Annotated in this window: 22 protein-coding genes; 13 read left to right on the forward strand and 9 right to left on the reverse strand. The window is 69.6% G+C overall.

Annotated elements, in window-relative coordinates:
• Positions 1-20: 20 nt before the first annotated feature.
• Positions 21-800, forward strand: a complete 780-nt coding sequence (locus VDQ83_RS07345; protein WP_455434399.1) for an SDR family NAD(P)-dependent oxidoreductase — start codon at positions 21-23, stop codon at positions 798-800.
• Between the two features lie 232 nt (positions 801-1,032).
• Here the strand turns inward: VDQ83_RS07345 and VDQ83_RS07350 are convergent, their stop codons facing one another.
• Entirely contained in the window at positions 1,033-1,566 is a 534-nt protein-coding gene (locus VDQ83_RS07350; protein WP_309912736.1) for a DUF2058 domain-containing protein, read from the reverse strand.
• Between the two features lie 124 nt (positions 1,567-1,690).
• Between VDQ83_RS07350 and VDQ83_RS07355 the strand changes: the two genes are divergently transcribed.
• The 3 genes from VDQ83_RS07355 to VDQ83_RS07365 all read left to right on the forward strand — a co-directional run bounded on the left by VDQ83_RS07355 (position 1,691) and on the right by VDQ83_RS07365 (position 4,238).
• Positions 1,691-2,197 carry a YgjP-like metallopeptidase domain-containing protein gene (locus tag VDQ83_RS07355; RefSeq protein ID WP_455434400.1) on the forward strand — a complete coding sequence of 169 codons (507 nt, stop codon included), beginning with the start codon at positions 1,691-1,693 and terminating at the stop codon, positions 2,195-2,197.
• 70 nt (positions 2,198-2,267) lie between these two features.
• Entirely contained in the window at positions 2,268-2,978 is a 711-nt protein-coding gene (locus tag VDQ83_RS07360; protein ID WP_263397746.1) for an rRNA pseudouridine synthase, read from the forward strand.
• A gap of 159 nt (positions 2,979-3,137) precedes the next feature.
• Entirely contained in the window at positions 3,138-4,238 is a 1,101-nt protein-coding gene (locus VDQ83_RS07365; RefSeq protein WP_455434401.1) for a S41 family peptidase, read from the forward strand.
• A gap of 79 nt (positions 4,239-4,317) precedes the next feature.
• Here the strand turns inward: VDQ83_RS07365 and VDQ83_RS07370 are convergent, their stop codons facing one another.
• Together VDQ83_RS07370 and VDQ83_RS07375 are read right to left on the reverse strand one after the other, a co-directional pair.
• Positions 4,318-5,097, reverse strand: coding sequence for an SGNH/GDSL hydrolase family protein (locus VDQ83_RS07370; RefSeq protein ID WP_455434417.1), 780 nt, complete (start codon positions 5,095-5,097; stop codon positions 4,318-4,320).
• 191 nt (positions 5,098-5,288) lie between these two features.
• Positions 5,289-6,425 carry a sensor histidine kinase gene (locus tag VDQ83_RS07375; RefSeq protein WP_455434402.1) on the reverse strand — a complete coding sequence of 379 codons (1,137 nt, stop codon included), beginning with the start codon at positions 6,423-6,425 and terminating at the stop codon, positions 5,289-5,291.
• Between the two features lie 838 nt (positions 6,426-7,263).
• On the opposite strand from VDQ83_RS07375, the gene VDQ83_RS07380 reads away from it, so the two are divergent.
• The 3 genes from VDQ83_RS07380 to VDQ83_RS07390 all read left to right on the forward strand — a co-directional run bounded on the left by VDQ83_RS07380 (position 7,264) and on the right by VDQ83_RS07390 (position 11,067).
• A complete protein-coding gene (locus VDQ83_RS07380; RefSeq protein ID WP_455434403.1) occupies positions 7,264-9,036 on the forward strand; it encodes an outer membrane protein assembly factor BamB family protein in 1,773 nt (590 codons plus the stop codon).
• Between the two features lie 344 nt (positions 9,037-9,380).
• Entirely contained in the window at positions 9,381-10,781 is a 1,401-nt protein-coding gene (locus tag VDQ83_RS07385; RefSeq protein WP_455434404.1) for a trypsin-like serine peptidase, read from the forward strand.
• 133 nt (positions 10,782-10,914) lie between these two features.
• Positions 10,915-11,067, forward strand: a complete 153-nt coding sequence (locus VDQ83_RS07390) for a hypothetical protein (RefSeq protein WP_263397740.1) — start codon at positions 10,915-10,917, stop codon at positions 11,065-11,067.
• Between the two features lie 363 nt (positions 11,068-11,430).
• Here the strand turns inward: VDQ83_RS07390 and VDQ83_RS07395 are convergent, their stop codons facing one another.
• The 3 genes from VDQ83_RS07395 to VDQ83_RS07405 form a co-directional block, all read right to left on the reverse strand.
• The gene (locus VDQ83_RS07395; RefSeq protein ID WP_263398414.1) at positions 11,431-11,604 is read right to left on the reverse strand and encodes a DUF1328 family protein; all 174 of its coding nucleotides are present in this window, start codon (positions 11,602-11,604) and stop codon (positions 11,431-11,433) included.
• Positions 11,605-11,761: 157 nt separating this feature from the next.
• On the reverse strand, positions 11,762-12,337 hold the full coding sequence (locus VDQ83_RS07400; RefSeq protein WP_455434418.1) for a glycoside hydrolase family 108 protein: 576 nt from the start codon (positions 12,335-12,337) through the stop codon (positions 11,762-11,764).
• 122 nt (positions 12,338-12,459) lie between these two features.
• A complete protein-coding gene (locus VDQ83_RS07405; RefSeq protein ID WP_455434405.1) occupies positions 12,460-13,422 on the reverse strand; it encodes a lipase family protein in 963 nt (320 codons plus the stop codon).
• A 305-nt stretch (positions 13,423-13,727) separates the two neighbouring features.
• Between VDQ83_RS07405 and VDQ83_RS07410 the strand changes: the two genes are divergently transcribed.
• Together VDQ83_RS07410 and VDQ83_RS07415 are read left to right on the forward strand one after the other, a co-directional pair.
• Complete coding sequence (locus VDQ83_RS07410; protein ID WP_263397738.1) at positions 13,728-14,216, forward strand: pyridoxamine 5'-phosphate oxidase family protein; 489 nt, start codon at positions 13,728-13,730, stop codon at positions 14,214-14,216.
• A 291-nt stretch (positions 14,217-14,507) separates the two neighbouring features.
• The gene (locus tag VDQ83_RS07415; RefSeq protein WP_455434406.1) at positions 14,508-15,443 is read left to right on the forward strand and encodes a hypothetical protein; all 936 of its coding nucleotides are present in this window, start codon (positions 14,508-14,510) and stop codon (positions 15,441-15,443) included.
• A 34-nt stretch (positions 15,444-15,477) separates the two neighbouring features.
• Here the strand turns inward: VDQ83_RS07415 and VDQ83_RS07420 are convergent, their stop codons facing one another.
• The 3 genes from VDQ83_RS07420 to VDQ83_RS07430 form a co-directional block, all read right to left on the reverse strand.
• On the reverse strand, positions 15,478-16,404 hold the full coding sequence (locus VDQ83_RS07420) for an HDOD domain-containing protein (protein ID WP_455434407.1): 927 nt from the start codon (positions 16,402-16,404) through the stop codon (positions 15,478-15,480).
• A 272-nt stretch (positions 16,405-16,676) separates the two neighbouring features.
• On the reverse strand, positions 16,677-17,159 hold the full coding sequence (locus VDQ83_RS07425) for a nuclear transport factor 2 family protein (RefSeq protein ID WP_455434408.1): 483 nt from the start codon (positions 17,157-17,159) through the stop codon (positions 16,677-16,679).
• 157 nt (positions 17,160-17,316) lie between these two features.
• Positions 17,317-21,003 carry a methylmalonyl-CoA mutase family protein gene (locus VDQ83_RS07430; protein ID WP_455434409.1) on the reverse strand — a complete coding sequence of 1,229 codons (3,687 nt, stop codon included), beginning with the start codon at positions 21,001-21,003 and terminating at the stop codon, positions 17,317-17,319.
• A gap of 226 nt (positions 21,004-21,229) precedes the next feature.
• On the opposite strand from VDQ83_RS07430, the gene VDQ83_RS07435 reads away from it, so the two are divergent.
• The 4 genes from VDQ83_RS07435 (at position 21,230) to VDQ83_RS07450 (ending at position 25,513) form a co-directional block, all read left to right on the forward strand.
• Positions 21,230-21,547, forward strand: a complete 318-nt coding sequence (locus VDQ83_RS07435; protein ID WP_455434410.1) for a YXWGXW repeat-containing protein — start codon at positions 21,230-21,232, stop codon at positions 21,545-21,547.
• Positions 21,548-21,847: 300 nt separating this feature from the next.
• Positions 21,848-22,396: a hypothetical protein gene (locus tag VDQ83_RS07440; protein WP_455434411.1), complete on the forward strand. Its 549-nt coding sequence runs from the start codon at positions 21,848-21,850 to the stop codon at positions 22,394-22,396.
• Positions 22,397-22,586: 190 nt separating this feature from the next.
• The gene (locus VDQ83_RS07445; RefSeq protein ID WP_455434412.1) at positions 22,587-24,167 is read left to right on the forward strand and encodes a S53 family peptidase; all 1,581 of its coding nucleotides are present in this window, start codon (positions 22,587-22,589) and stop codon (positions 24,165-24,167) included.
• Positions 24,168-24,412: 245 nt separating this feature from the next.
• Positions 24,413-25,513, forward strand: coding sequence for a Glu/Leu/Phe/Val dehydrogenase (locus tag VDQ83_RS07450; protein WP_179563706.1), 1,101 nt, complete (start codon positions 24,413-24,415; stop codon positions 25,511-25,513).
• Positions 25,514-25,728 lie beyond the last annotated feature (215 nt).

Here is a 25,728-nt window from a genome sequence, read left to right on the forward strand (position 1 = left end):
CCTTACAGAAGGATGTCCCCATGGACCTGCAACTCGACGGCAAGACCGTCCTCGTCACCGGCGCGACCGCCGGCATCGGCCTGGCCATCGCCCGCACGCTCGCCGCCGAAGGCGCCGAGGTGATCATCTGCGGCCGCACCCAGGCCAATCTGGACGCCGCCGCCGGCGCGATCGGCGGCAAGGTGCGCGGCGTGCTGGCCGACCCGGCGACCGCGCAGGGCGCACAGGCGCTCACCGCCGCGGTGCCGCAGGTCGATGTGCTGGTCAACAACCTGGGCATCTACGAATCCAAGGAATTCGGCGCGATCAGCGACGCGGACTGGATGCGCTTCTTCGAGGTCAACGTGCTCAGCGGTGCGCGCCTGGCCCGGCACTACCTGCCCGGCATGCTGGCGCGCGACTGGGGCCGGATCATCTTCATCTCCAGCGAAAGCGCGGTGCTGGTGCCGCCCAACATGATCCACTACGGCATGACCAAGACCGCGCAGCTGGCGATCTCGCGCGGCCTGGCGGCGACCACCAAGGGCACCCGCGTCACCGTCAACGCGGTGTTGCCGGGCACCACGCGCTCGGCCGGCATCGAGGACTTCATGCGCAGCGTCGCCAGCGATCCGGACATGGCGCCGGTGGACATGGAGCGCGAGTATTTCGCCAAGGAACGCGCCAGCTCGCTGATCCAGCGCATGATCGAACCCGAAGAGGTCGCCAGCCTGGTCGCCTACGTGGCCAGCCCGCTGTCGGCGGCGACCAACGGCGCGGCCCTGCGCGTGGACGGCGGCATCACCCCGACCATCGTCTGACGCGAGGCGCGGCGCGCGCGCAGGCTCTGACAATGCATCGACGCAATGCGCGCAGGCGCTGCTCGATGCAGCGTTCCGGATTCCGGTGATTGCCGACGGTCCCGACGCCAACGCGTTGCGCGCGGCGCTGTGCGAAGGCCTGCATGCGCGCTTCGACATCGACCACGCCGCACGGCGCGCGTCTCCGCACACGCTGCACGCCGCGCGATGGCGGGCGCGGCGATGCCGCCAGCTACCAGATCAGGTCGTCCGGCACCTGGAAGCGGCTGTAGTAGTCGTCCTCGTCGCCGGCGGTCGGCGCGGATTGCGTGGTGTCCAGCACGATCGCCGCAGGATCGCGGCTGGCCACCTTTTCCACCACCGCGCGCGGGATCGGCACATAGCCGGCGTCCAGCCGCGCGATCACCGCGGCGCCGCTGATCAGTTGCGCGCGCAGCGCCGCATCCACCCGCAGCCGCTGGATCTTGCCGGCATCGGTGAAGTGGTAGTCGATCTCGCCATCGGCCTTGAGCTTGTTGCTGTCGACGATCTGCCGCGCCTGCGCGCGTTGCTCCTGCGCACGCGCCTGCGCGTTGCGCTCGGCGGCCAGCGCGCGGTCGCGTTCCACCCGCTCCAGCCGCAGTCGCTCGCTTTCCAGCTGCTCGGCGCTGGGCGGCGGCGGCGCCTTGCCGTGGCGCGCCTTGGCCTGCTCGCGCGCGACCTGCGCCACCTGGTTCTTCTTTACCAGGCCGGCCTTGAGCAGTTGTTCCTGCAGGGGATTGCGCATCGGGAAAATCCAGTCGATCCAAGATGTTGGCCGCTATCTTACCCGCTGCGGCCAAGCCCTGGCCGCGTGCCTGCGGCGGCCGCCACGGCTCGTGCCGGCCGTCGTGGCACGCTATCGTGGCGGCATGCAAGCGCTGAAATACCTCCTCGGCTATCCGCCCCATGTGCAGGACCAGGTCCGCGAGCTGATCGCGCGCGATCGCCTGGGCGAGTGGCTGCGCAAGCGCTACGACGCACCCAATCCGGTCCGCAACGACCGCCAGCTGTACGAGTACACGCTGGCCCTGAAGGAGCGCCACATGCGCAACTCGGAGCCGCTGCACAAGGTGATCTACGACAACCGGCTGCAGGCGGTGAAGCACGCGCTCGGCACCCACACCAGCATCTCGCGCGTGCAGGGCAGCCGGCTCAAGGCCAGCCGCGAGATCCGCATCGCCGGCGTGTTCCGCGACGCGCCGGCGGCGTTCCTGCAGATGATCGTGGCGCACGAGCTGGCGCACCTGAAGGAAAGCGCGCACAACAAGCCGTTCTACCAGTTGTGCACGCACATCGCGCCGGACTATCACCAGCTGGAATTCGACCTGCGCCTGTACCTGACCCAGCTGGATCTGGCCGGCGCGGCCGACGCCTGAGCGCATCGCGCCGATGGCCGTGCGGCGACGGCTGCACGTACACTGCCCTGCCCTGATCGCCGAGTTTTCGATGTCCGCTCCCACCCGCCTCGACAAATACGTGGCCGCCATGCTGCCGTGCTCGCGCAGCGAAGCGCAGCAGTACATCGAAGGCGGCTGGGTCAGCGTGGACGGCGTGGTGGTCGAGGAACCGCAGGCGGCGGTGACCACGCAGCAGGTGACCCTGGCCGCCGACGCGCAACTGGGCGCGGTCGAGCCGGCCACCCTGCTGCTGCACAAGCCGGCCGGGCTGAGCCTGGAGGCCGCCCTGGCGCTGGTCACGCCGGACACGCGCAGCGCGTTGGACATGGCCAACGTGCGCGTGCTCAAACGCCACTTCCTGCGCCTGAACGCGCCGCTGCCGCTGGAAGATGTCGCCAGCGGCCTGCTGGTGCTGAGCCAGGACGGCCGCGTGCTGCGCCGACTGACCGAGGACGCGACCTCGATCGAACAGGAATTCGTGGTCGAAGTGCGCGGCGAACTGAAGCCTTACGGCATGCTGCGGCTGGCGCACGGCCTGGTCTACCGGCAGCGCAGCCTGCCGCCGTGCAAGGTCAGCTGGCAGAACGAGGACCGCCTGCGCTTCGCGATCAAGCACGTGCAGCCCGGGCAGCTGCAGCACATGTGCGCCGAGGTCGGACTGGAAGCGATCAGCCTGCGGCGCCTGCGCGTGGGCCGCATCCCGTTGGGCAAACTGGCAGCGGGCGAATGGCGTTATCTGCCCGGCGGCGAGCGTTTCTGAGCGGCGGCGTTCGCGACCGGTGACGCGCCGACGCACGGTGCGCGCAGCCGTGCCGTCGCGCACGCTTGAGCCTGGCGGCGCGAAGTCCCCCTGTCTTGCGGCCTATTGCGCGCGTCGCGGCTGGCGGTCGACACTCGCCGCGGGCACAAGGGGACGGACATGATCGCAACGATGCTGGCAGCGGCACTGGCCTTGGCGCCGACCGATGCCGCGCTGGCGCAAGCCGACCTGCAGTTCGCGGCCGCGCGCATCGCCGCCGATCATCCCGGCCTGGCCCCCGGCGCGGATCCGGCGCTGGCCGCGCAGGCGCGGCAGGCGGCGAGCGCGGCGCAGGCCCGGGCGCGGGGCGTCGTCGATCGCGTCGGCTATGCCCAGGTCATGCAGGCCTATGTCGCCTCGTTCGGCGACCCGCATGTCGCGATCGAACTGGCCTCGCCCGATACCGGCGCCGCGAGCGCGACCCCGCCCGCGCCCGACACCGCCGCGCAAGGTGCATTCGAACGCCTCACGCCGGCGGCCTGGAAACTGACCCTGCCGACCTTCTATGCCGGCGATCCCGGCTTCGAATCGACCATGGCCGCGATCGCCGCGGCGGCGGACGCGCTGCGGCAACACACGCCCGCCCTGCTGGTCCTGGACCTGCGCGGCAACGGCGGCGGCGCCGCGGCGCCCGGCGATGCGGTGCTGGCCGCGATCTGGGGCGAGCAGGCGCTGCCCACGCTGGACCGCCGCCGCGCCAGCGCCTCGCTGTGGCGGGTCTCCGACGGGGTGATCGAGAACCTGCAGACGCGCCGCACGCGCATCGCCGCGCGCTACCCGCAGGAGCTGCCCGGCTTCGACCGCTTGCTGGACGGCCTGCGCGCGGCGCAGCGCGAAGGCAAAGCGCTGTATCGCGACCCGCTTCCGGCCGCAGCCGCCGGCATCCCGCCGCAAGGAGGCCCGGCACGCATCGTCGCCATCACCGACGGCGCCTGCATCAGCGCCTGCCTGGATTTCATGGACCGGCTGCTGGAAGGTCCCAGCGTGGAGCAGGTCGGCCAGCCAACCGGTGCCGACACGCTCTACACCGAAGTGGAAAGCGTGCCGCTGCCGAGCGGGCGCGCGACGTTGCTGCTGCCGATGCAGCGCCTGGAAGGGCGCCAGCGCGGTGCGATGCAGGCCTATGCGCCGCGCGTGCGCCTGGACGACGACGCGGCGGTGAGCGCCTGGCTGCGCCGCGAAGTGGCCGCGGTCTCGCCGCCGGCCGGCACCGCGCCGTAGCGGCGCGGCGCGGCGAGATCTGGATCGGGATCGGGATCGATCCATCCGAGCGTGTAGAGCGCGCCTGTGCCGCAACGCGCTACGGCTGCGCCAACGCGCGCTCCACCGCCTGCTGCGCCAATGGCGCCATCAGCGCGTAACCGGCCGCGGTGGGATGCACGCCGTCGGTGGCCAGCGCCTTGTCCAGGCCGCCCTGGCGATTGCGCATCTTGCTGTGGTAGTCCAGGTACACCGCGCCGTGGCTTTCCGCGTACTGCTTGATCCACGCATTGAGTGCGCCGATCTTCTCCGCCGGCTGCAGCCCCGGCCGCCACGGGTAATCGCTGACCGGCAGCACCGACGCCAGCACCAGCTTGATGTGGTTGGCCTGCGCCAGCTCGGCCATCGAGCGCAGGTTGTCTTCGATCATGCGCTGGGTGGACAGGCCGGTGTTGCCGGCCAGGTCGTTGGTGCCGGCCAGGATCACCACGGCCGCCGGCTTGAGGTCGATGACGTCCTGGCGAAAGCGCACCAGCATCTGCGCGGTGGTCTGCCCGGAAATGCCGCGATTGACGTAGGGCTTGCCGGGGAAGAACCTGGCGCCCTCGCTACGCCCCCACATGTCGGTGATCGAATCGCCGTAGAACACCACGCGCCGCTCGCCGGTCGCCGGCGGCGCCAACGCGGCGTTGTCGGCGCGGTAGCGGTCCAGTTGCGCCCAGTCCAGCAGGCGCCGTTGCAGTTCGGCCACGTCCTTGGGCTGCAGCGTGTCCGGCGCGCGCGTGTACAGCGCATCCACCTTGCCCTGCAGCGCGTCGGCGGCAGGCGCGGCGCTCTGCGCGAGCGCTGGATACGCGGCGCCCAGGCACAGCGACAGCATCGTGGCGATCGATGACGGTTTCACGGTCCACCTCCAGCTTGGGGAAACGCGCCACCCTAATCCAAATTTCGCGCCCGCGCGCGATTGGCGGGTTCGGCGCGCATGGCACGGGTCACGGCAACGCCGCACCCTCGCCAGCGTGCGCGGGGCGGCGGAGCGCGCCACGCCCGCCAGCCCCGCGCCGTATGCGCTCAGCCGCTGGCGCGTGCCTGCCGCGGCAACGTCGCCAGGAACCGGGTGCCATCCTGCTGCGACGAACTGACGTCGATGCGCCCGCCGTGTGCGCGCACGATCCTGTCGACGATGTACAGGCCCAGGCCCAGGTTCGCACCGGCCACCTGCGGCGCGCCGTCCGCCTCCGCGGTCGTGGTCAACGGCTCGAACAACGAGTCCAGCATCTCGGCGGGAATCGGCGGTCCCTCGTTGTGCACGCTCAAGCTGACCTCGTCCGCCCGCTCGCCGTTCACCACGATGCTGATCGGCTGGTCGCGGCTGCCGTACTTCAACGCATTGGTCAGCAGGTTCGCCACTACCCGGCGCAGCCGCATCGCGTCCCAGCTGCCGTGCAGGTCGCCGGCCGCGCTCACCTGCACCGGCGGCTTGGGATAGATGGCGGCCATCTCGTCGACCACCTCGCGGGTCAGCCGTTCCAGGCTGGCCGCTTCCGGACGCACCGGCACCGCCACCCCCAGATTGTCCCCGGTGAATTCCATCAGGTCGTCAAGGATCGCCTTCATCTGCGCAGCGCTGCGCATCAACACATGCGCCTGCGGCGCCCGTTCGGGGCCCTGGCCCAGCATCAACTCGGCGCAGCTCATCACCGTGGACAGCGGCCCGCGCAGGTCGTGGCCCAGGATGCCCATGAACAAGTGCCGGGTCTGCTCCATGCTCTCCATGAAGGCGCGCAACGAATCGGCCAGGATCTGATCCAGCGCCTCGTTGAAACGGCTCATGTCCGGCAGATCCTGCACCCCCGGGGTGTGCTCGGAGTTGCCCCACAGGCGCATCACGCTGGCGCGCAGCGCGCGGAATTCGGACACCAGCTGGACCATGCCGAAGCCGTGCTTGACCCGCTGCCGGGCATGCAGGCTCGCCGCACCTTCGGCCTCGAACACCTCCGGCCCGGCATCCTGCGAGCGCAGCCGCCGCTGCGCGGCGCTCATCGGCGCGCGCATGTCGGCGACGATTTCGGCCAGCAATTGCGCGGCATGATCGCGCAGCTGGTAGGGGCTCATCGCCTCGCCTTGCTCGCCGCGGGTCCGCGCGAACGCCATCCAGTCGCGACACAGCGGCTCGATGTTCGCCTCGATGAAATCGGCCAGTTTCATGATGGCGCCCCCGTCCCGCGGCAACCGTGCCCTGCCCGCCGCGCGCGGCCGTCCGCCGCACGCACGTGCCCCGTGCCGCCATGGCGTGTCGTCGACGCCTCGCAGCCCTGCCAGCAAAGCGTTCCCATTGCGTAGTCCCCGCGTCAATGCGCCAGCTTAATCATTCTCCGCCTCGATGCGTACATATGCCTCGTACCGACAACGGCGGCAGGGGGCCGCCCCGCCGCCGCCTGGCGGGGCGGTGGCGCCCCCGTGCGGCGCGGGCCGCTCCTGTCCGGCAGCACCGGTGCGGCTGGGGCGGCCTGCCGAGGCAGACGAGCGGCGCCGACGCCCACCGCTCCCAGGCAGAAGAGATCACGCCCCGGCGTCGGCGTCGGCACCGGCGTCTTCGCGGCGCGCTCGCGCTGCCGCGCGCACCGGCACGGCGAGCGTCTCGCGCGCAGCCTGTCACCAAGGTGACATGCAGCCGCATCGCGTCACGCTGTCGCAGAGACGCCGGCGCACCCGCACCGTCGGCATTCAGCCGCTGCTCATGCGCTGCCGACCGGCGTACCGAGGACGCTGGCGCAAACGCCCGCGTCCCCGCGTTCGACCACGCAAAGCGTTGCCAGGCAAGCGGCTGCGTCGGATGTTGCAGGGACGTGCGCCGAGGTCCGTCTTCCCGGGCGGTGCAGGCAGTTCCTTCGAAGTGCCATGCGCACGATTGTTTTTCGCTATCTAGGCGGGCTTTTCGCATGCCCTAACTTTTTTGTACGTACATGACACACGCGGTTTTCCGTTCCTACCATGGCGCCGGACGCAAAGGGGGGTCCCCACTCCAAGTCCCGAAGGACACCGCATGAACAGGCATTACGCGCACCGGAAACTCTCTTTGCTGTGGCTGGCGCTGGTTCCCGGATTGATGCTCGGCGCCTCGGCGTCGGCACAGTCCGCCACCGCTCCCCCGGCACCAAGCTCGAACGGCAACGCAGCGCCCTCCAGCTACCCGGGCAATGGCGAAGACGACCGCGCCAGCGGCGCTTCCGGCGGCAACGCCGGCGCCGATTCCGCGTATGGCGGCGGCAATGGCGGCGCATGGTTCGGCAGCGGCGGCGGCGCGCCGTTCGCCACGCGCAACAGCTGGGAAAACGCCGGCGGCGGCTATCTCAACACCCGCTTCGCGCCTGCCGAGTGGCAGATCACGCCGTTCAATGCGGCGCGGCTGAAGACCGCCTGGACCTTCACCACGCAAGGCGACGTCTCCGCCACGCCGACCGTGCAGGGCACTGCGTTGTACGTGCCCGACTGGGGCGGCCAGCTGTATCGCATCGACACCACGCTGGGCAAGGCGGTGTGGCAGGTGAAGCTGTCCGACTACACCGGCAACCCCAACTCGCTGTCGCGCAACAGCCCGGCGATCGCCCGCAACAGCATCCTGGTCGGCGACCAGGCCAGCGGCACGGTGGTGGCGGTGGACAAGAACACCGGCAAGCTGCTGTGGAAGACCCTGGTCGAAGCCAATGCGCAGGCGCGCATCACCGCCTCGCCGGTGGTGTACGGCGATCGCGTCTACGTCGGCGTGTCTTCGGGCGACTGGGGCGGGCTGAGCCCGGGCTACACGTTCTCCTTCCGCGGCAGCGTGGCCGCGCTCGACCTGAAGACCGGCAAGCTGCTGTGGCGCTTCCAGACCGCGCCGGAAGGCTATACCGGCGCCTCGGTGTGGGGCACGCTGGCGATCGACCCGCGCCGGCAGCGCGTCTACGCCACCACCGGCAACAACTACTCGGTGCCGCTGGCCGTGGCCAGCTGCGTCAAGAACGCCAACGGCGACAAGAGCGCGCAACTGGCCTGCCTGGCGCCGGACAACTACGTGGATTCGGTACTGGCGCTGGACATGCGCAGCGGCAAGCCCGCGTGGACGCGCCGCCTGCAGGGCGCCGATGCCTGGTCGCTGTCGTGCCTGGTCGCGCCGACCGCCGGCATCTGCCAGGAGCCGCAGGGACCGGACTACGACTTCAGCGGCGGCGGCGCCAACCTGTTCACGGTGATCCGCAACGGCAAGCCGCAGGCGCTGGTCGGCGCCGGGCAGAAGAGCGGCGTGTACTGGGCGCTGGACGCCGACAGCGGGCGCACCGTGTGGTCGACCCAGGTCGGCCCGGGCGGCACTGCCGGCGGCATCGAGTGGGGGTCGTCGGTCGATCCGCTCAAATCGCGCGTCTACGTCGCCATCAACAACAGCAACCACACCAGTTACACCCTCGCCCCAGGCAACACCGAAACCTGGAACGCCGGCTCGTGGGCGGCCCTGGACGCGGCCACCGGCAGGATCGTGTGGCAGGTGAAGGTGCCGGGCATCGATCCGGTCCTGACCAGCTTCGGCGCCGGCGGGCGCGGCCCGCTCGCCTCCTCGCCCGGGCTTGTCTACGCAGGCTCGATGTCCGGTGAGATGACGGTGCTCGACGCCGAGACCGGCGCCACGCTGTGGAACTTCGGTGCCGGCGGTTCGGTCTCGAGCGCGCCGGCGGTGGTGGACGGTGCGGTGTACTGGGGCGCCGGCTACAGCCGCTTCAATTTCGGCACCGGCGTGCACAAGCTCTACAAGTTCGTGCCGGCGACGCGGCGCGCTCCCTGATCGCGCGTCCATCGCACCACGTCGCAGCTCACGGCCTCTCCCGCGCAGGCGGGAGGGGCTTTTTTGTGCGCGGGCGCCACGGTTGCGCCCGCGCGCTCGCCGAGACGATCGGCAGCATCGCGCCATGGCCTGCGCCGCAGCCGCGTGCCGCATGGCGCCGGACCAGGCGCATGCAGGCCACGGCAGGAAGACAAGCGTCTACAAAATCGGCCCCTGGCACGTGACGGCGCGCACGCAATCGCCGTGCCGGCGCCCGTAGCCTCGGCCGTGCACCTTGGACGAGGTGCAACGGCATCCGGTCCCCTGCCGGATGATCCAATCGTCTTCTAGCAGAAGGAAGATCCATGAATCGCAAGAACGCACTGTATCTGGCCCTGCTCGCCGGCATCTCCGGCCTCTCCCCCGTCGCCATCGCCGCCAATCCCCCCGCGGCCGAGATGGACTCCGCACCGGTCGAAGCCCGCCCCGACGCGGCCGCGCTCGGCGGCGCCGAACTGCGCAGCCTCGCCACCGGCAGCGCGCATGCGCCGCGCCTGATCGAACTGGCCGCTCCGGACAGCGCCCAGGCCGCGAAGATGAAGCAATTGCGCGGGCAGCAGGTCAAGCACGGCCAACCGCTGCAGATCGGCTTCTCCCGCGACGTCGCCACGCCGTCGATCAACCTGCGCCGGCTGCGTTGGCAGAGCCTGCCCAGCGGCGCGCAGGTGACCAGTTTCGAGATCGTCTCGACCGATGCGGCAGCGCTGCGCGCGGCGTTGCAGCTCAGCGGCAGCGGTGCACAGCCGGGCGACCCGGCCAAGGCCACGCTGCGCTTCGCCGGCGACGACGGCCGCGTGTTCGAACAGAGCGGCGCCGACTTCGCCGGCAGCGCGCCGGGCTGGTCGGCGGCGGTGTCCGGTTCGCGCCTGGTGGTGGAGATCGAACTGCCGGCCGGCCAGTATCCGCAGAGCTTCGCGCTGAAGATCCCGCAGATCTCGCACATGGACATCAATCCCGTCGCCAGCGAGGAAATGATGCGGCCGATGATCGGCGAGAGCGATTCGTGCGAGCGCGACATCGTCTGCCGCGCCAGCCCCAGCAGCGGTTTCACCTCGGCGGCCAAGTCGGTGGCGCGCATGGTGTTCAGCACCAGCAGCGGCTCCTACCTGTGCACCGGCACCCTGCTCAACAACAGCAACTCGCCGAAGAAGTACCTGTTCTGGACCGCCGCGCACTGCATCAGCACCCAGACCGTGGCCAACACCCTGCAGACCTACTGGTTCTACGACGCCACCACCTGCAACGGCTCCACGGTCAGCTCGGCCTACACCACGCTCAGCGGCGGCGCCTACCTGCGCCATGCCAACACCACCCGCGACACCTCGCTGCTGGAACTGAAGACCGCCCCGCCCAGCGGCGCGTTCTACGCCGGCTGGAGCAGCTCGGCGATCGGTTCCACCGGCACCGCGATCGAGGGCATCCACCACCCCGCCGGCGACGTCAAGAAGTACTCGCTGGGCAGCGTCACCGGCCTGTCGACCTCGATCGACGGCAAGTCGCCGCTGTACCGGGTGGTGTGGAACACCGGCGTCACCGAGGGCGGCTCCTCCGGCTCGGGCCTGTTCACCGTCAACAGCAGCGGGGCCTACCAGCTGCGCGGCGGCCTGTACGGCGGCACCTCGTACTGCAGCGCGCCCAGCGATCCGGACTACTACTCGCGCCTGTCCGACGTGTATTCGACCATTCAGCCCTACCTGAGTCCGTAAGCGGCGCCCGGGAGGGCCGTACTCCCGTGCCGGGACAGGCCACGCCGCGCGCGTGGCCTGTCCGCTGCCGGCCACCGCCCCGGCGCGCAACGGTTACACTGGGGGCCCCATCTCACATACGGCAGGCATCCACTTGGCAAAGCCCAACTACTCCTTCGAAAAACGTCAGCGCGAAATCGCCAAGAAGAAACAGCAGGACGAGAAGGACGCGCGCAAGCGCGAGGCGCGCGAGGCGGCCAAGGCCGCAGCCGACGCCGAAGCGAAGACGCCCGACAGCGGCAGCTGAGCGCCGCCGCGACAGCGACCCCGCGCCGGCGTTCGCCAGCGCGCACCGGTTTGCGCTTTACCGGCCGTCCAGACATGGCGGCCTCTCCATAGACAGGCATGCGGCGATCTGGCGTAGCACGCGATGCGCTGCCGATATGCCCGAAATCCCTGGCCGCCTGCTCGGCTGGCTATGCCTGCGCCTGATTCCCACACTCCGTTTCTCGACGCCTACGCTGCACACTTGGCGCCGACCGACAATGCTGCCGATGGACATCCGGCCAGCGGCCCGATCTGGCAACCCAGCCCAAGCGCCTCATGGCCTTGCCAGGCGAGCCGTGGCAAGCCGGATGGCGCGTGCGCGCCGCCCGAAGCATGCGAACGTTTAGCCGACCTTCTTGGCCAGCACGGTGCCGAGCAGGAACAGCACCAGGGCGATGGCGATGCCGGCCCAGAACAGGAACTTGGCGATGCCCATGGCCGCGCCCGCTGCGCCGGTGAAACCGAGCGCGCCGGCGATGAGTCCGATGATGGCGATGATGATGGCCCACTTGATCATGCTGCTGTCTTCCCGCATCCGATGGCGACGCGGCGCCGGTGGCGCGCTCGCCGCAGCCGCACCGTGCGGCCGCATCGGTCCAGGATGCTAGCCAGCGGCGCATGCCCCGCACGTGAAGCGTGCGCGCCGCAGCGGATCGCGCCGCACCTGCCCGGCCTCAGGCGACGTCGCCGGACGGTGCTGCCGCGGACGCGGACGGCAACGTGGCCGGAAACCACTCCGCACGCGCAATCCAGCCTGCCAGGAATCGAGCGTCCACCGGGCGTTCCGCCGCCAGCCGCTGGTAGTAATCGATGCGGCCCTGTCGGTACAGCGCATACACCTTCGCCGGATCGGCCGCCTGCAGTGCGGCCAGCGTAGCCGACCCCATCTCCCCGTCGACGGCCAAACCCGATGCGCCGAGCTGCTGCAAGATCCGCTGCAACAGCAGGACCGCCTCGATACCGGCGTTGACGTAGAAGTCGAACAGGATCTCCGCCAGCGGCTGCGAGGCGATCTGGTCGGCGTCGAGCTTGTCCCAATAGTCCTGTTTGTAGATGGCGGCCGCCTGCATCGCGGTCAGCGCCTGCAGCGCCTGCAGCGTCGGCGCCTCGCCGAGGATTGGCTGCGCATCGCGCTGGAACGTGGCCAGAGTGATGCCACGGTTGGTGGCGCCGCCCGGATCGGCCGGATCGTCGACGAAGCCGCCCTCGAAGCGCAGCAGTTGCGGGCAATACAGATCGAACGATGCCATGGTGGTTGCACTCCTCAGGTGGGATCGGAACCGGCGGCACGCGGTGTGGCGCCGGACCGGCTGCGGCGCCGTGCCGCAGGGAACACCGCCGCGCAGAGAGCCTTTGTCCGGCGCGGCACGGTTCATGGCGCCGCGGCCGCCGCCTCGTCCGGGAATCCCAGGGCCTGCTCGGTAGCGCGTGCGGCCAGCGCGACATCGGTCCATGCGGGCTGCGGCGCCGCCGGTGGCAGTTGGCTGAGCATCAACCGTTTGCTGTCCACGTAATCCGGGAACGTGCCGGACCAGGCCTGCGGCGACAGGTACAACGCATGCTGCAGCACTCGTTGCATGTTGATGATGGAATGCCGCGACAACAGATGCGCGAACCAGGCATCGCGGACGTAGTACGCGGTGCGGAACGCCTGCCCCACCGCGACGTAGCCGAACGCCGACGGCGGCACCGTGGGCGCGTAGTCCCAGTAGTTGTAGCAACGCGTGCTGTCGGCGGCGGGGATCGCCGCCGCGTAGGCCCGGCCCCAGCTGGCGTCGCCGACCATCGGGCTGCAGAAGTTGATATTGCGCATGCGCCGGCGCGGCTGGCTGACCGCCAGATCCAGCGAGAACAGCTGGCTCAACGCACCGCCCAGGCTATGGCCGGTGACGTAGACCTCGATCGGCGCGAAATGCGTCAACAGCGCGAACAACTGTTCGCGCATCGAGGCGCGCATGCCGCCGCCCCTGCCGTTGTAGATGCCGTAGAACCCCGCCGACACGCGCGGCGGCGGCGACAGCGTCCCGCCGCTGGGAACGAAATCGGTGGTGACGAAGTCCAGGTCTTCGTAGATGTCCAGATCCGAGTCGGTCCCGCGGAACGCGAACAGGCAGATGCGCGCGTCATGGATGGATTGGAACAGCAGCCCGAACAGCTCTTCGCTGCCGCCGAACGGATCGCCGTCCCACCCCGACCACCTGGCGACCAGCCGGTAATCGGAAGGCGCCATCACCGGCTGGCGTTCGTAGGCTGCATAAGCGGCGATGCTGGCCTGGGCCATCGCCAGCGTCAATTGCGGATCCAGGAAGGGCTGTGTCGCGGAGCTGGCACTCATCGTCGTGCGTCCTTTGCCGAAGCAGGCGACGGATACGGCCGCCACGCAGGAACGCGACACCGCACCCGGCGTGCTGCGCCGGCGCCTCGGAATCCGTCGTGCCCCAGCCACTAGGTATCACTGGCGCGGCCAGTACGCCTCGACGCCGATCCCAGTCGACGCTGCGCGCGACCACTGTCTACCACCACGGCGCCACCTATCGCCGCGGACTCCACCTACACGCCCTGTCCACGCCTCCGTCACGGGTCGCGCGCGTGCGGCGCGGCACAGTAACCGCCGGCATTCACGCCCTATCGGAGATCCGCATGGCCAGCCCGCAGGAACTGGAAGAGAAATTCTGGAAGGCATTGAAATCCGACCGCACCGTCATGCTCGGCCTGGATGGCGTCGAGGACGGCCATGCGCGGCCGATGACCGCGCAGTTCGAAGGCGACCGCGGCGGCCCGATCTGGTTCTTCACTTCCAAGGACAATGCGCTGGTGCAGAAGCTGACCCAGAGCCAGCGGGTGATCGCCGCGTTCAGCGCCAAGGACCACGACCTGTTCGCGAGCATCAGCGGCACGCTCAGCGTGGACAACGACCAGGCGGTGATCGAACGCCTGTGGAACGGCTTCATCGATGCCTGGTACGAAGAAGGCAAGGACGATCCCAAGCTGGCGCTGTTGCGCCTGGATCCGGACCATGCGCAGATCTGGCTCAACGGTTCCAGCCTGGTGGCCGGGATCAAGGTGCTGTTCGGCATCGACCCCAAGCGCGACTACCAGGACAAGGTCGCGGACGTGCCGCTGCGCTGAGCCGCATGCACGTGTCCTGACAGGCCGCATCACGCACTCGTCGAGCCTATCAGTCGTGCCCCTTCCTCGCCGCGCGCACTGCCGCGGCGAGAAGGGCTTTTCGCAGCGCTCGGATACCAGCAGCGCTTCCACGCATTACTACGCCATCCTCCCTCCTCTGCACTATCCGCGCCTCAAGCGGCATCGCCCTGGGCAGGGTCACGTCGCGCATCCATAATCAGCGCCAATGCCCACAGGGCCAGCCAGATCGTGCCGATGCCTCAGCCTCTATCCGAAGAAGACCTGCAGACGGTGCACGAACGCGCCTACGCGAGTTTCGCTGCAGGACAGCTGGAACAGGCTGCGGACCACTTCGCCACCCTGCTCGTGCATGCGCCGGATGCACGCTACTACCACTACATGCAGGGCTTGGTGCACAAGTATCGGCAGGACTGGAGCGTGTCGCTGCAGCACAACCTGCGTGCGTTGGCGCTCGCCGAAGCAACAGACGAAGCCGCGCACTGGAATGCAGGCATCGCGGCGACGGCCATCGGCGACTGGACGCAGGCGCGCGCGCAATGGGCGGCCTGCGGCATCGGCATTCCGGAAGGCGATGGGCCGATCGACGCGGACTTCGGTGTGGTCAGCGTACGGCTGAATCCATGGTCCAACGGCGAGACCCTGTTCGCTCGGCGCATCGACCCGGTCCGCGCGCGCCTGCTCAATGTGCCGCTGCCGGAAAGTGGTCACCGCTATGGCGATGTCGTCCTGCACGACGGCGCCGCGACCGGGCGGCGTGCGTTTCGCGACCGCACGGTGCCGGTCTTCAACGCCTTGGCCCGACTGCAGCCTTCGCCATTCCGGACCTTCACGGTGTTCGCGCATTGCCCCGCCCCGGAAGACCGCGACGCGCTCCGCAACGTACCCGCCGGCGACGAGATCGCTCTGGTCGAAGACTGGACCGAAACCTTGGTCAACTATTGCCTGCGCTGCAGTTACGGCGCAGCTGCGCATCCGCACCACGACGCGTCGACCGCCCCCTGGAAAACCGATCGCGATTTCGGCGTCGCCACCGCCCAGCGCAGTTCGCTGGACGTATGGTTGCAGCACTGGCAGGCCGGTGCTGCCGGACGTCGCATCGATGCGGTGGAGCTCCGCGAGACCAGCCCGCCGCTGCGCCAGGATGGCATGGCCTGGTGGATCTCGCCGGACGACGCGGCCGACGATGGCATGGCCGAGAATTCCTAGCGCGTCGGCAAGCGCACCGACGCCGCCCAAGCGCTCACCCCTGAGCGGCGTCCAGCAGCGCCAGCGCCGCCTGGCGGCGCCCGATCCGCAGCGAACGCCCCAACGAACTCAACGCATGCGGCTCGACATGCTTGTGTTGTTCGTCGAGCGCTTGCTGCATGCGCTCCGACAGCGCCCAGTCGTGCGAGATGGCCTGCGCCACCCGCGCCGTCCAGTCTTGCAGCAACTCGGCCAGCAGCCCTGCATCAGGTACGAGTCCCGGCTGTTTCGCGTACGCATCGCGCACTACCTGCACCACCGCGACCGCGCCCAATCCATACAACAGCGCCAGCAGCTGCGCCGCTGCGGGATCCTCACGCCTTGTATCCTCGGCTTGGCGCGCCGTGGCCTTGGCCGACAGCAAGGTGTGCTCCCACAGCAGCGCCGCGCAGCGGCCGAACGCGCTGCCGTCGTCGGCGATGACCGGCTGCAGCAGCGCGGCCAGCACGATCTGGCGCAGGCCCTCGGTGCCGAGCAAGGCCACCGCGCGCTCCAGGTTCTCGATCGGCCCGGCGTGGCGGCGGTACGCGGCACTGTTGGCGATGCGCAACAGGTTGCCGGCCAGCGCCGGATCCTGGCCGAGAATCGCGGCGATGGCCTGGGCGCCGGCATCGGGATCGTTGATCGCGCGGGTCAGCTGCGGCAACAGCTGTGGGCGGCGCGGCGTATAGCGCGGATGCGCGTCGATGCGCGCCAGTACCGCGACGGCCGCTGCGGCGATCTCGGCCTGCGCGGCACGCGATGCCGCGCTCGGTTCGGGCGCAGCCACGCCGGCGAACGGTAGCGCGTACAGGCGCAGCAACAGCGCGGATTCCTGCTCCAAGGACAGTTCGGCGGCAGCGGCAGCCACGCCCTGTCCCGACTCCGCCGCAATCGCCGCATCGGTGACGGCGTCTTCGCCGGTGGCACGATGCGCAGACACTGCCGCTGTTTGCGCAACGACGGTCACCACGGGTCCGCGCGGGCGTCCACGGCGCCACATCCAGCCGCCGATGCCCAGCAGCAGCACGACGGCAACCCCCGCAATCCAAATCGACGGCACCATCATCGGCATCCGCAAGCTCGCCAGATCCCCCACCCGGCAGGAAGCGCAGCCACGGCCTGGCGCGCCACGTCATTCAACCATGGCGCGTGCATTCACGCCTGAAGTGCTGCGCCTGCCCGCACGCGCATGCGCAGTGCAGCCGCGCACGCTCAGGGCGCCGGCGAAGCGGCCGCGCGATGCCCGTAGCTGAGCACCCGCGTGAGCTTCCAGCCGTCCTGGTCCTGGCGCCATACCATCACGAACTTGGCGATGCCTTCGCAGCGCCCGCTGGCCAGCTCGCAGAAGCGGTGCTCGCCTTCCTCGATCGCACCGAAGTCCTTGACCGGGTAGACCCGCAGCGTGCCGTCCACCAATTCGCGGCGCACCTTGCCGCAGATCCACTTGCGTGTTTTGTCCACCACCGTCTTGCGGTCCCAGCTGGCGCCACCGGTGTCGTGATAGAACTCCACATCGGGCACGAACAGCTGCTCGAACGCCGCCATATCGCAGCTGTTGTAGGCGCCGAACAGGCGCTGGTCCAGCGCCGCGACCGTGTCAAACAGCGGTCCGGCGGAGCCGTCCGCGGCCGGCTCGGCCGCGCCGGCGTCGGCCGCGCAGGCCAGCAGCAACAACAACGCTCCCCATCCCTTCATGCGCCGCCCTCGTTCGTCGATGCCTACTATGTGCCGACCACGGCGAACGCCGCAAGACGCAAGCAAGGGACCGCGCCGCCAGAGCGCAGCGAGCGAGCGACACCTTGCGTGATCGCCCGTAGCGCCACGACCGCCGCCGCGACCGATCCACGCAGCGCTACATATTGCGCCGGTACTCCCCGCCCACCTCGTACAGCGCGTGACTGATCTGCCCCAGGCTGTGGGTCTTCACCGCCTCCATCAGCGCGGCGAAGACGTTGCTGCGCGCGCGGGCGGTGCGTTGCAGGTAGCCGAGGCCGGCGGCATCGCCCGGCGCCGGCACGCCCGCCGCGTCGGCCTGCTGCGCCGTCGGCGGGACGATGCCGTTGCGGCGCTGCTGCCAGTCGCGTACGTTGGCGATCTGCTGGCCCTTCTCCTCCTCGGTGGAACGGATCAGCTCGATCTGGGTCGCGGTTTCGCCGGCGTGCTGCTTGGGCAGGAAGGTGTTGACCCCGACCAACGGTAGGCTGCCGTCGTGCTTCTTGTGCTCGTAGTACAGGCTCTCTTCCTGGATCTTGCCGCGCTGGTACATGGTGTCCATCGCGCCGAGCACGCCGCCGCGCTCGCTGATCGCCTCGAACTCCTTGTACACCGCCTCCTCCACCAGGTCGGTGAGCTGCTCGACGATGAAGCTGCCCTGCCACGGGTTCTCGCAGAAGTTCAGCCCCAGCTCCTTGTTGATGATCATCTGGATCGCCACCGCGCGGCGCACGCTCTCTTCGGTGGGCGTGGTGATCGCCTCGTCGTAGGCGTTGGTATGCAGGCTGTTGCAGTTGTCGAACAGCGCGTACAGCGCCTGCAGCGTGGTGCGGATGTCGTTGAACTGGATCTCCTGCGCGTGCAGCGAACGGCCCGAGGTCTGGATGTGGTACTTCATCATCTGGCTGCGCTCGTTGCCGCCGTAACGCTCGCGCATCGCCCGCGCCCAGATGCGCCGCGCCACGCGGCCGATCACGGTGTATTCCGGGTCCATGCCGTTGCTGAAGAAGAAGCTCAGGTTCGGCGCGAAATCGTCGATGCGCATGCCGCGCGCCAGGTAGTACTCGACGATGGTGAAGCCGTTGCTCAGGGTGAAGGCGAGCTGGCTGATCGGGTTCGCCCCGGCCTCGGCGATGTGGTAGCCGGAGATCGAGACCGAGTAGAAGTTGCGCACCTTGTGCTCGACGAAGTACTGCTGGATGTCGCCCATCATGCGCAGCGCGAACTCGGTGCTGAAGATGCAGGTGTTCTGCGCCTGGTCCTCCTTGAGGATGTCGGCCTGCACCGTGCCGCGCACGCTGGACAGCGTGGCCGCCTTGATCTGCGCATAGGTCTGCGCGTCGACCACCTGGTCGCCACTGACGCCGAGCAAGGCCAGGCCCAGGCCGTCGTTGGTCGGCGGCAGTTCGCCGTGATAGCGCGGGCGTTCCCTGCCCTCGAACAATTTGTCCAGGGTCTGCTGCGCCTGCGCCCAGCGCTGCGCGTCGGCCTTGAGGTACTTCTCCACCTGCTGGTCGATGGCGGTGTTCATGAACATCGCCAGGATCATCGGCGCCGGGCCGTTGATGGTCATCGACACGCTGGTGGTCGGCGCGCACAGGTCGAAGCCGGAGTACAGCTTCTTCATGTCGTCCAGGGTCGGAATGTTGACCCCGGAATTGCCGACCTTGCCGTAGATGTCCGGGCGCGGCGCCGGGTCCTCGCCGTACAGGGTGACGCTGTCGAAGGCGGTGGACAGGCGCGCGGCCGGCTGGCCCACGCTGAGGTAGTGGAAGCGGCGGTTGGTGCGCTCCGGCGTGCCTTCGCCGGCGAACATGCGGATCGGGTCCTCGCCGGCACGGCGGTACGGATACACGCCGCCGGTGTACGGATAGCTGCCGGGCAGGTTCTCCTTGCCGAGGAAAGTCAGCAGCTCGCCCCAGCTCTTGTAGCGCGGCGCGGCGATCTTCGGGATCGGCTGGTGGCTCAGCGACTGCCGGTAGTTCTCCACGCGGATGGCCTTGCCGCGCACTGCGTATTCGGTGACCGGGTCGGTGATCGACTTCAGCCGCTGCGGCCACTCGCGCAGCAATTTCAGCGACTCGCTGGACAGCGCCTGCACCGCGTCGTTGTAGCGCTGGCGCAACAGCAGCAAGGTGGCGTCGACTGCGGCCACGCGAGGCACAATGTCGCTGTCCGGCGGCGGCGCGTGCGCCGCGATCACGGCACTGTCGGCAGACTTGGCAGCCGGCTGCAGCGCCTCCGCCGCGTACAGCTCCAGTTGCTTCGGCAGCTGCGGGTCCTGCAGTTCGTGCAGCGACTGCCAGAACGACTGCGCGCGGTCGGCGGCCTCGGCCTGGCGCTCGATGCCGGCGTTGAGCGCGCGGCCCTGCTCGGCGATCTCGGCCAGGTAGCGCACGCGCGCGCCGGGAATCAGCACGGTGGCGCGCGGTTCCTTGAGCGAGGTGTCCAGCTCCGGCCGGAAGTCGCAGCGCAGCGCATCGGCGCCCGCCGTCGTCGCGGACGCCTGTGCCGCCGCGTCCAGGCCCAGCTTGTCGCGCAGCAACCGGCACAGGTTGACGAACATCCAGCTGATGCCGGGATCGTTGAACTGGCTGGCGATGGTCGGATACACCGGCACCGCCTCGTCCTCCAGCTGGAACGCCACGCGATTGCGCCGCCACTGCTTGCGCACGTCGCGCAACGCATCCTCCGCGCCGCGCCGGTCGTACTTGTTCAGCACCACCAGTTCGGCGAAGTCGAGCATGTCGATCTTCTCCAGCTGGCTCGGCGCGCCGTAGTCGCTGGTCATCACGTACACCGGGAAATCGACCAGGTCGACGATTTCCGAATCGCTCTGGCCGATACCGGCGGTCTCCACGATCACCAGGTCGTAGCCGATGCCTTTCAGGAACGCGATGCAGTCCTTCAGCACGCGGTTGGTGGCCGCGTGCTGGCGCCTCGTGGCCATCGAGCGCATGTACACGCGCGGGCTACGCAAGGCGTTCATGCGGATGCGGTCGCCGAGCAGCGCGCCGCCGGTGCGGCGCCGGCTCGGGTCCACCGACACCACCGCGATACGCATCTGCGGGAAGCCGGCCAGGAAGCGGTTGAGCAGTTCGTCGGTGACCGAGGACTTGCCGGCGCCACCAGTGCCGGTCAGGCCTAGCACCGGCGCCGGGCGCCTGGTGCGGGACTCGGGACTCGAGACCCGTGACTCGGAAGTGCCTGCTAGGCCGGATTGCCATTGCTTGCGCAGCAGGGCCAGTTCCGCTTCGGAGAACGCGCCGTCCTCGAGCGCCGAGAGCACTTTGCCGATGCCGATCTCGTCGTCGATGCTCGGCAACGACGCACCGGCCTGTTCCGGGTCCCGCGTCCCCAGTCCCGCTTCCCGCGCGCGCGTAGCGCGCTGCACCACGTCCTCGATCATCTCCACCAGGCCCATCTTCATGCCGTCGTTGGGGTGGTAGATGCGCTCCACGCCGTAGGCCTGCAACTCGGCGATTTCTTCGGGCGTGATGGTGCCGCCACCGCCGCCGAACACGCGCACGTGGCCGGCGCCGCGTTCGCGCAGCATGTCCACCATGTACTTGAAGTATTCGACGTGGCCGCCCTGGTAGGACGACAGCGCGATCGCATCGGCGTCTTCCTGCAACGCCGCGCGCACCACGTCCTCGACGCTGCGGTTGTGGCCGAGATGGATCACCTCGGCGCCCTGCGCCTGGATCAGCCGGCGCATGATGTTGATCGCCGCGTCGTGACCGTCGAACAGGCTGGCGGCGGTGACGAAGCGCAACGGGCTGGTGTCCGCTTGCGGCAGCGGGACGCGGGATGCGGGAATGCTCATCGTGAAAGGGAATCGGCAAGAGAATGCGGTGATTCTAGGCGTGCGGCGCGGCGCGGGCAGGTTGCGCTGCAACATGCGATTGCACCTGCGGCCGACCGACGTGCAGGCGCCACATCGGCCGATAGCTATCCGCCACATGAATGCGACCGCGCGATGCGTCAACAGCGGCGGCGCTTGCCGCGTTTCCGCTGGCGTCGGCATCCCGCCGATATCGCTGGAGACTCCCATGTCGGTTCGTCCTTTGTTGTTGGCTTCCCTGCTCGGCAGCGCGCTCGTCGGCGGCCTGCTGGCTGCGCCTGCGCAGGCGCGTTCGGTGGTGGAACTGTCGGTACGAACCGCACCGCCACCGCCGCGGTTCGAACGCGTGGTGGTGCGGCCGGGCTACGTCTGGGCGCCCGGCTACTGGCACTGGAACGGCCGCCGCCACGTCTGGGTCGCCGGCCGCTACGTGGTCGCACGTCCGAGCTACGTCTACGTCGGCCCGCGCTGGGAGCATCGCGGCCCCGGCTACCGCTTCCGCGATGGCTATTGGATGCATCGCTAGGCCGCGGCATGGCGGCGCACGACCGTGCGGCAGCGGCGGCGCCGCCACGATGTTGCGCGGCGACGTGACCGGGTGCGTCGCGCTTTGCGATAGTGCGCGAACCGCGGCATCCGGCCGGTCCTCGAGAGCACGCATGTCCAGGCATTCGCTGGCGCGTGCGTCCTTGCCGCCGGTCTCTGCGACCGGCGCCAGCGCGCCGCCGCGTTGCGGCACCGCTGCCGGGACGCGCGGCCCGTCGTGCATTCCGCGCATGCGTGCCCACGGCCTGCTTCAGCTCCCGTCATCCGGGAGGCCGTAGCGATGCCGAAGGTACCGCCGGGAACCTACGTGATCGCCATTACCGTGATCGCGGTGGCGATCGCCAGCGTCGCTGCCTGGCACGAACGGCCCACCGACGCGGCGTCGCGCCGCGGGCTCGGCGAAGCCATCGGCCACACCGCCAGTGCGGTTGCGGCAGACAGGTCCGCGGTGCCCGTTGCGCCCGCCAAGCCGACCGCGCCCGACGCTGCCCATGCCGAAGCCGCGCTCCGCTTCGACAAGCAGGGCCAGGTGGTGCCGGACCTGGCCTTGCGGCGCCACCTGGACCGCTACCTGACCGCACAGGAGGCCCAGCCGCTGGCGATGCAGCGCCAGCAGCTGCAACGCGACCTTGCGGCCGCCATGCCCGCCGCACAGACGCAGCAGGTGCTCGCCTGGTTCGACCGCTACGCCGCCTATCTGCAGGCCGAGGCCGAGGCCGCGGACTCTGCGCACCGCGCCGATCCGCAACGGCAAGCGCAGTTGCGCGAGCGCCTGCTCGGCCCGCAAGCGGCCAAGTCGCTGTTCGCCGACGAGCACGCCGCGCACTGAACGCCGCATCGACCGACGCCTCGGCGCCAGCGCCACAAGATCGCCCGGCGCCGCGCCGGATACCGCATCACGCGCATGAACCCGCAGTGCGCGCCGACCTGAAGCGCCGCAGGCCTCTCACGGCCGGTCGCAGCTGCAGAGAACCGCGCTGCCTATACTCGCAGCGACCTCCCCCTGCAAGGAACGCACGATGGACTACCAGATCCTCTGCGGCAGCGAGCGCAGCCCCTTGCCCGGCTGCGTCGACGCCGGCAAGTTCCCGGCCGCGCAGCGCCTGCGCGTGTTGCTGGCGCTGCGCCAGCCGGCACTGGACACGGCCGCGGCCCGCTTGCTCGACACGGCCGGCGACGACCTGCCCGCGCCACTGTCGCGCGACACCTTCGCCACGCGCTTCGCCGCCGACGCCAACGACCTGCGCGCGGTCGAGGCCTTCGCCGCGCAGCACGGCCTGTGCGTGGAGCAGACCCTGGCGCATGCCGGCGTGGTGATCCTGGAAGGCAGCGTGCAACAGTTCGACCGCGCGTTCCAGGTGGACCTGCGCGACTACCGCAACGACGACCTGCGCTACCGCGGGCGCACCGGCGCAGTGTCGGTTCCCGCCGCCCTGCACGACGTGGTGAACGCGGTGCTCGGCCTGGACGATCGGCCGCAGGCGCGCACGCTGCCGCACGCACAGGCGCAGGACGTCGCCGCGCCACCCGGCGCCGCGGCGCCGGTAGCGCAGTACACGCCGCCGCAGCTGGCCGAGCTGTACGGCTTTCCCGAGCACGACGGCGCCGGCCAGTGCATCGGCATCATCGCGCTGGGCGGCGGCTATGCGCGCGACCAGCTGGCTGCCTATTTCGCCGAGCTGGGGCTGCCGATGCCGCAGATCGTCGATGTGCTGCTGGCCGGCGCGCGCAACCGGCCCAGCGGGCAGGCGCACAAGGCCGACATCGAAGTGCAGATGGACGTGCAGATCGCCGGCGCCATCGCGCCGGGCGCCAAGCTGGTGGTGTACTTCGCGCCCAATACCGACAACGGCTTCCTCGAAGCCATCGTCAGCGCCATCCACGATCGCGAACACGCGCCGGACGTGATCGCGATCAGCTGGGGCTTCACCGAGACGCTGTGGACGGCGCAGTCGCGCGAAGCCTACAACCGCGCGCTGCAGGCGGCCGCGCTGATGGGCATCACCGTGTGCATCGCCTCCGGCGACGACGGCGCCAGCGACGGCCAGCCCGGTCTGAATGTGTGCTTCCCGGCGTCCAGCCCGTTCGTGCTGGCCTGCGGCGGCACCCGTCTGCAGGTCGACGCGCAGGCGGCGCACGAGCAGGCCTGGTCCGGCACCGGCGGCGGCCAGAGCCGGGTGTTCGCGCGGCCGCGCTGGCAGCGCGGCCTGGCGCTGCACGGCGTACGCACCGCGGCGCAACCGCTGAGCATGCGCGGCGTGCCGGACGTGGCCGCCAACGCCGACGCCGAAACCGGCTACTACGTGCACATCGACGGACGCCCGGCGGTCATGGGCGGCACCAGCGCCGCCGCGCCGCTGTGGGCGGCGCTGCTGGCGCGCGTCTATGGCCTGAACGGTGGCCGCCGCGTGTTCCTGCCGCCACGGCTGTACGCGGTGGCCGACAGCTGCCGCGACATCGTCGACGGCGGCAACGGCGGCTTCCGCGCAAGCCCCGGCTGGGATGCCTGCACCGGCCTGGGCGTGCCCGACGGCGGGCGCATCGCTGCCGCGCTCGGCGCCGGACCGGGCGCGCCCCCGGCGCAGGCCGGCACCGGCTGAGCCGGTGCAGCCGCCGTCAGTTCGTGGCGCCGTCAGCGTCGCAGATCGCGCCGAGATGCTTGTGCGGCAAGGGCCGGCGCCGACCCCTGGAGCGCTGCACGGCATACGGGCAATTGCTTTAAAATGCGCCCATCGCGACGATCAGGACCCGTTCCGGAACCCGTCGCGTTTTTCGTTTTACGCACCTCACTAGGACGTTCCTGGAACCAAGGTGTCCTACACCTGCAACGCCAGCGGAGCCCCCCATGCTTTTCGAAACGCTAGCCACCACCGGCCACGAACAGGTCGTCTTCTGCCACAACCGCGACGTGGGCCTGCAGGCGATCATCGCCATCCACAACACCGTGCTCGGCCCCGCATTGGGCGGCGTGCGCATGCGCCCCTACCCCAACACCGAGGCCGCGCTGCACGACGCGCTGCGGCTCAGCCGTACGATGACCTACAAGAACGCGCTGGCCGGGCTCAACATCGGCGGCGGCAAGGCGGTGATCATCGGCGACCCGAAGGCCGACAAGTCCGAAGCGCTGTTCCGCGCGTTCGGCCGCTACGTGGATTCGCTGGGCGGGCGCTACATCACCGCCGAGGACGTGGGCACCGACGTCAACGACATGGAGCAGATCTACCTGGAGACCGAGTACGTCACCGGCGTGCACCAGGTACACGGCGGGTCCGGCGACCCGGCGCCGTTCACCGCCTATGGCGCACTGCAGGCGCTGATGGCCTCGCTGCAGCGCAAGCTCGGCCACGAGGAGATCGGCAAGGCCAGCATCGCCGTGCAGGGCCTGGGCCACATCGGCATGGAACTGGTGAAGCTGCTGAAGGAACGCGGCGCCAAGCTGTACGTCACCGACCTGGACCAGGCGCTGGTCGAGCGCGCGGTCGCCGAGTACGGGGCCGAGGCGGTCAAGCCGGACGAGATCTACGACGTGGCCGCCGACGTGCTGGCGCCGTGCGCGCTGGAAAGCGCGATCGACGAAGCGACGCTGCCGCGGCTGAAGGCGAAGATCATTTGCGGCACCGCCAACAACCAGTTGGCCAACGCCGCGGTCGGCGAGGAACTGCATCGGCGCGGCATCCTCTACGCGCCCGACTACGCGGTCAACGCCGGCGGCGTGATGAACGTGTCGCTGGAGATCGACGGCTACAACCGCGAACGCGCGATGCGCCTGATCCGCAGCCTGTACCACAACCTCGGCAAGATCTTCGACCTGTCCGAGCGCGACAACATCCCGCCGCAACAGGCCGCCGACCGCATCGCCGAAGCGCGCATGCACGCGATCGGCAAGCTCAAGCTGCCGCTGGGCCGCACCGCCCCGCGCTCGATGGGACATCTGCGCGGCGAGTAGGCGCCGCCGCGCACGGGCGATCCGCGACGACGCGCATTGAGCAGCACCTCCCGACGCCCAGCGCGTCGGGACTGAAGTCCCTCCCACAAGGCCGGTGCGCTATCCGAAGGCTACTGTAGATACCGTCTTCCCGTCTAACAGGCAATGGCCTTTTGAGGATCGAAGGGCGTGTTTGATTTGAGGACGCCGTAGGCAAGATGCAGCAACTTGCGCAT

The sequence above is a fragment of the Xanthomonas sp. WHRI 7945 genome, assembly GCF_035026585.1.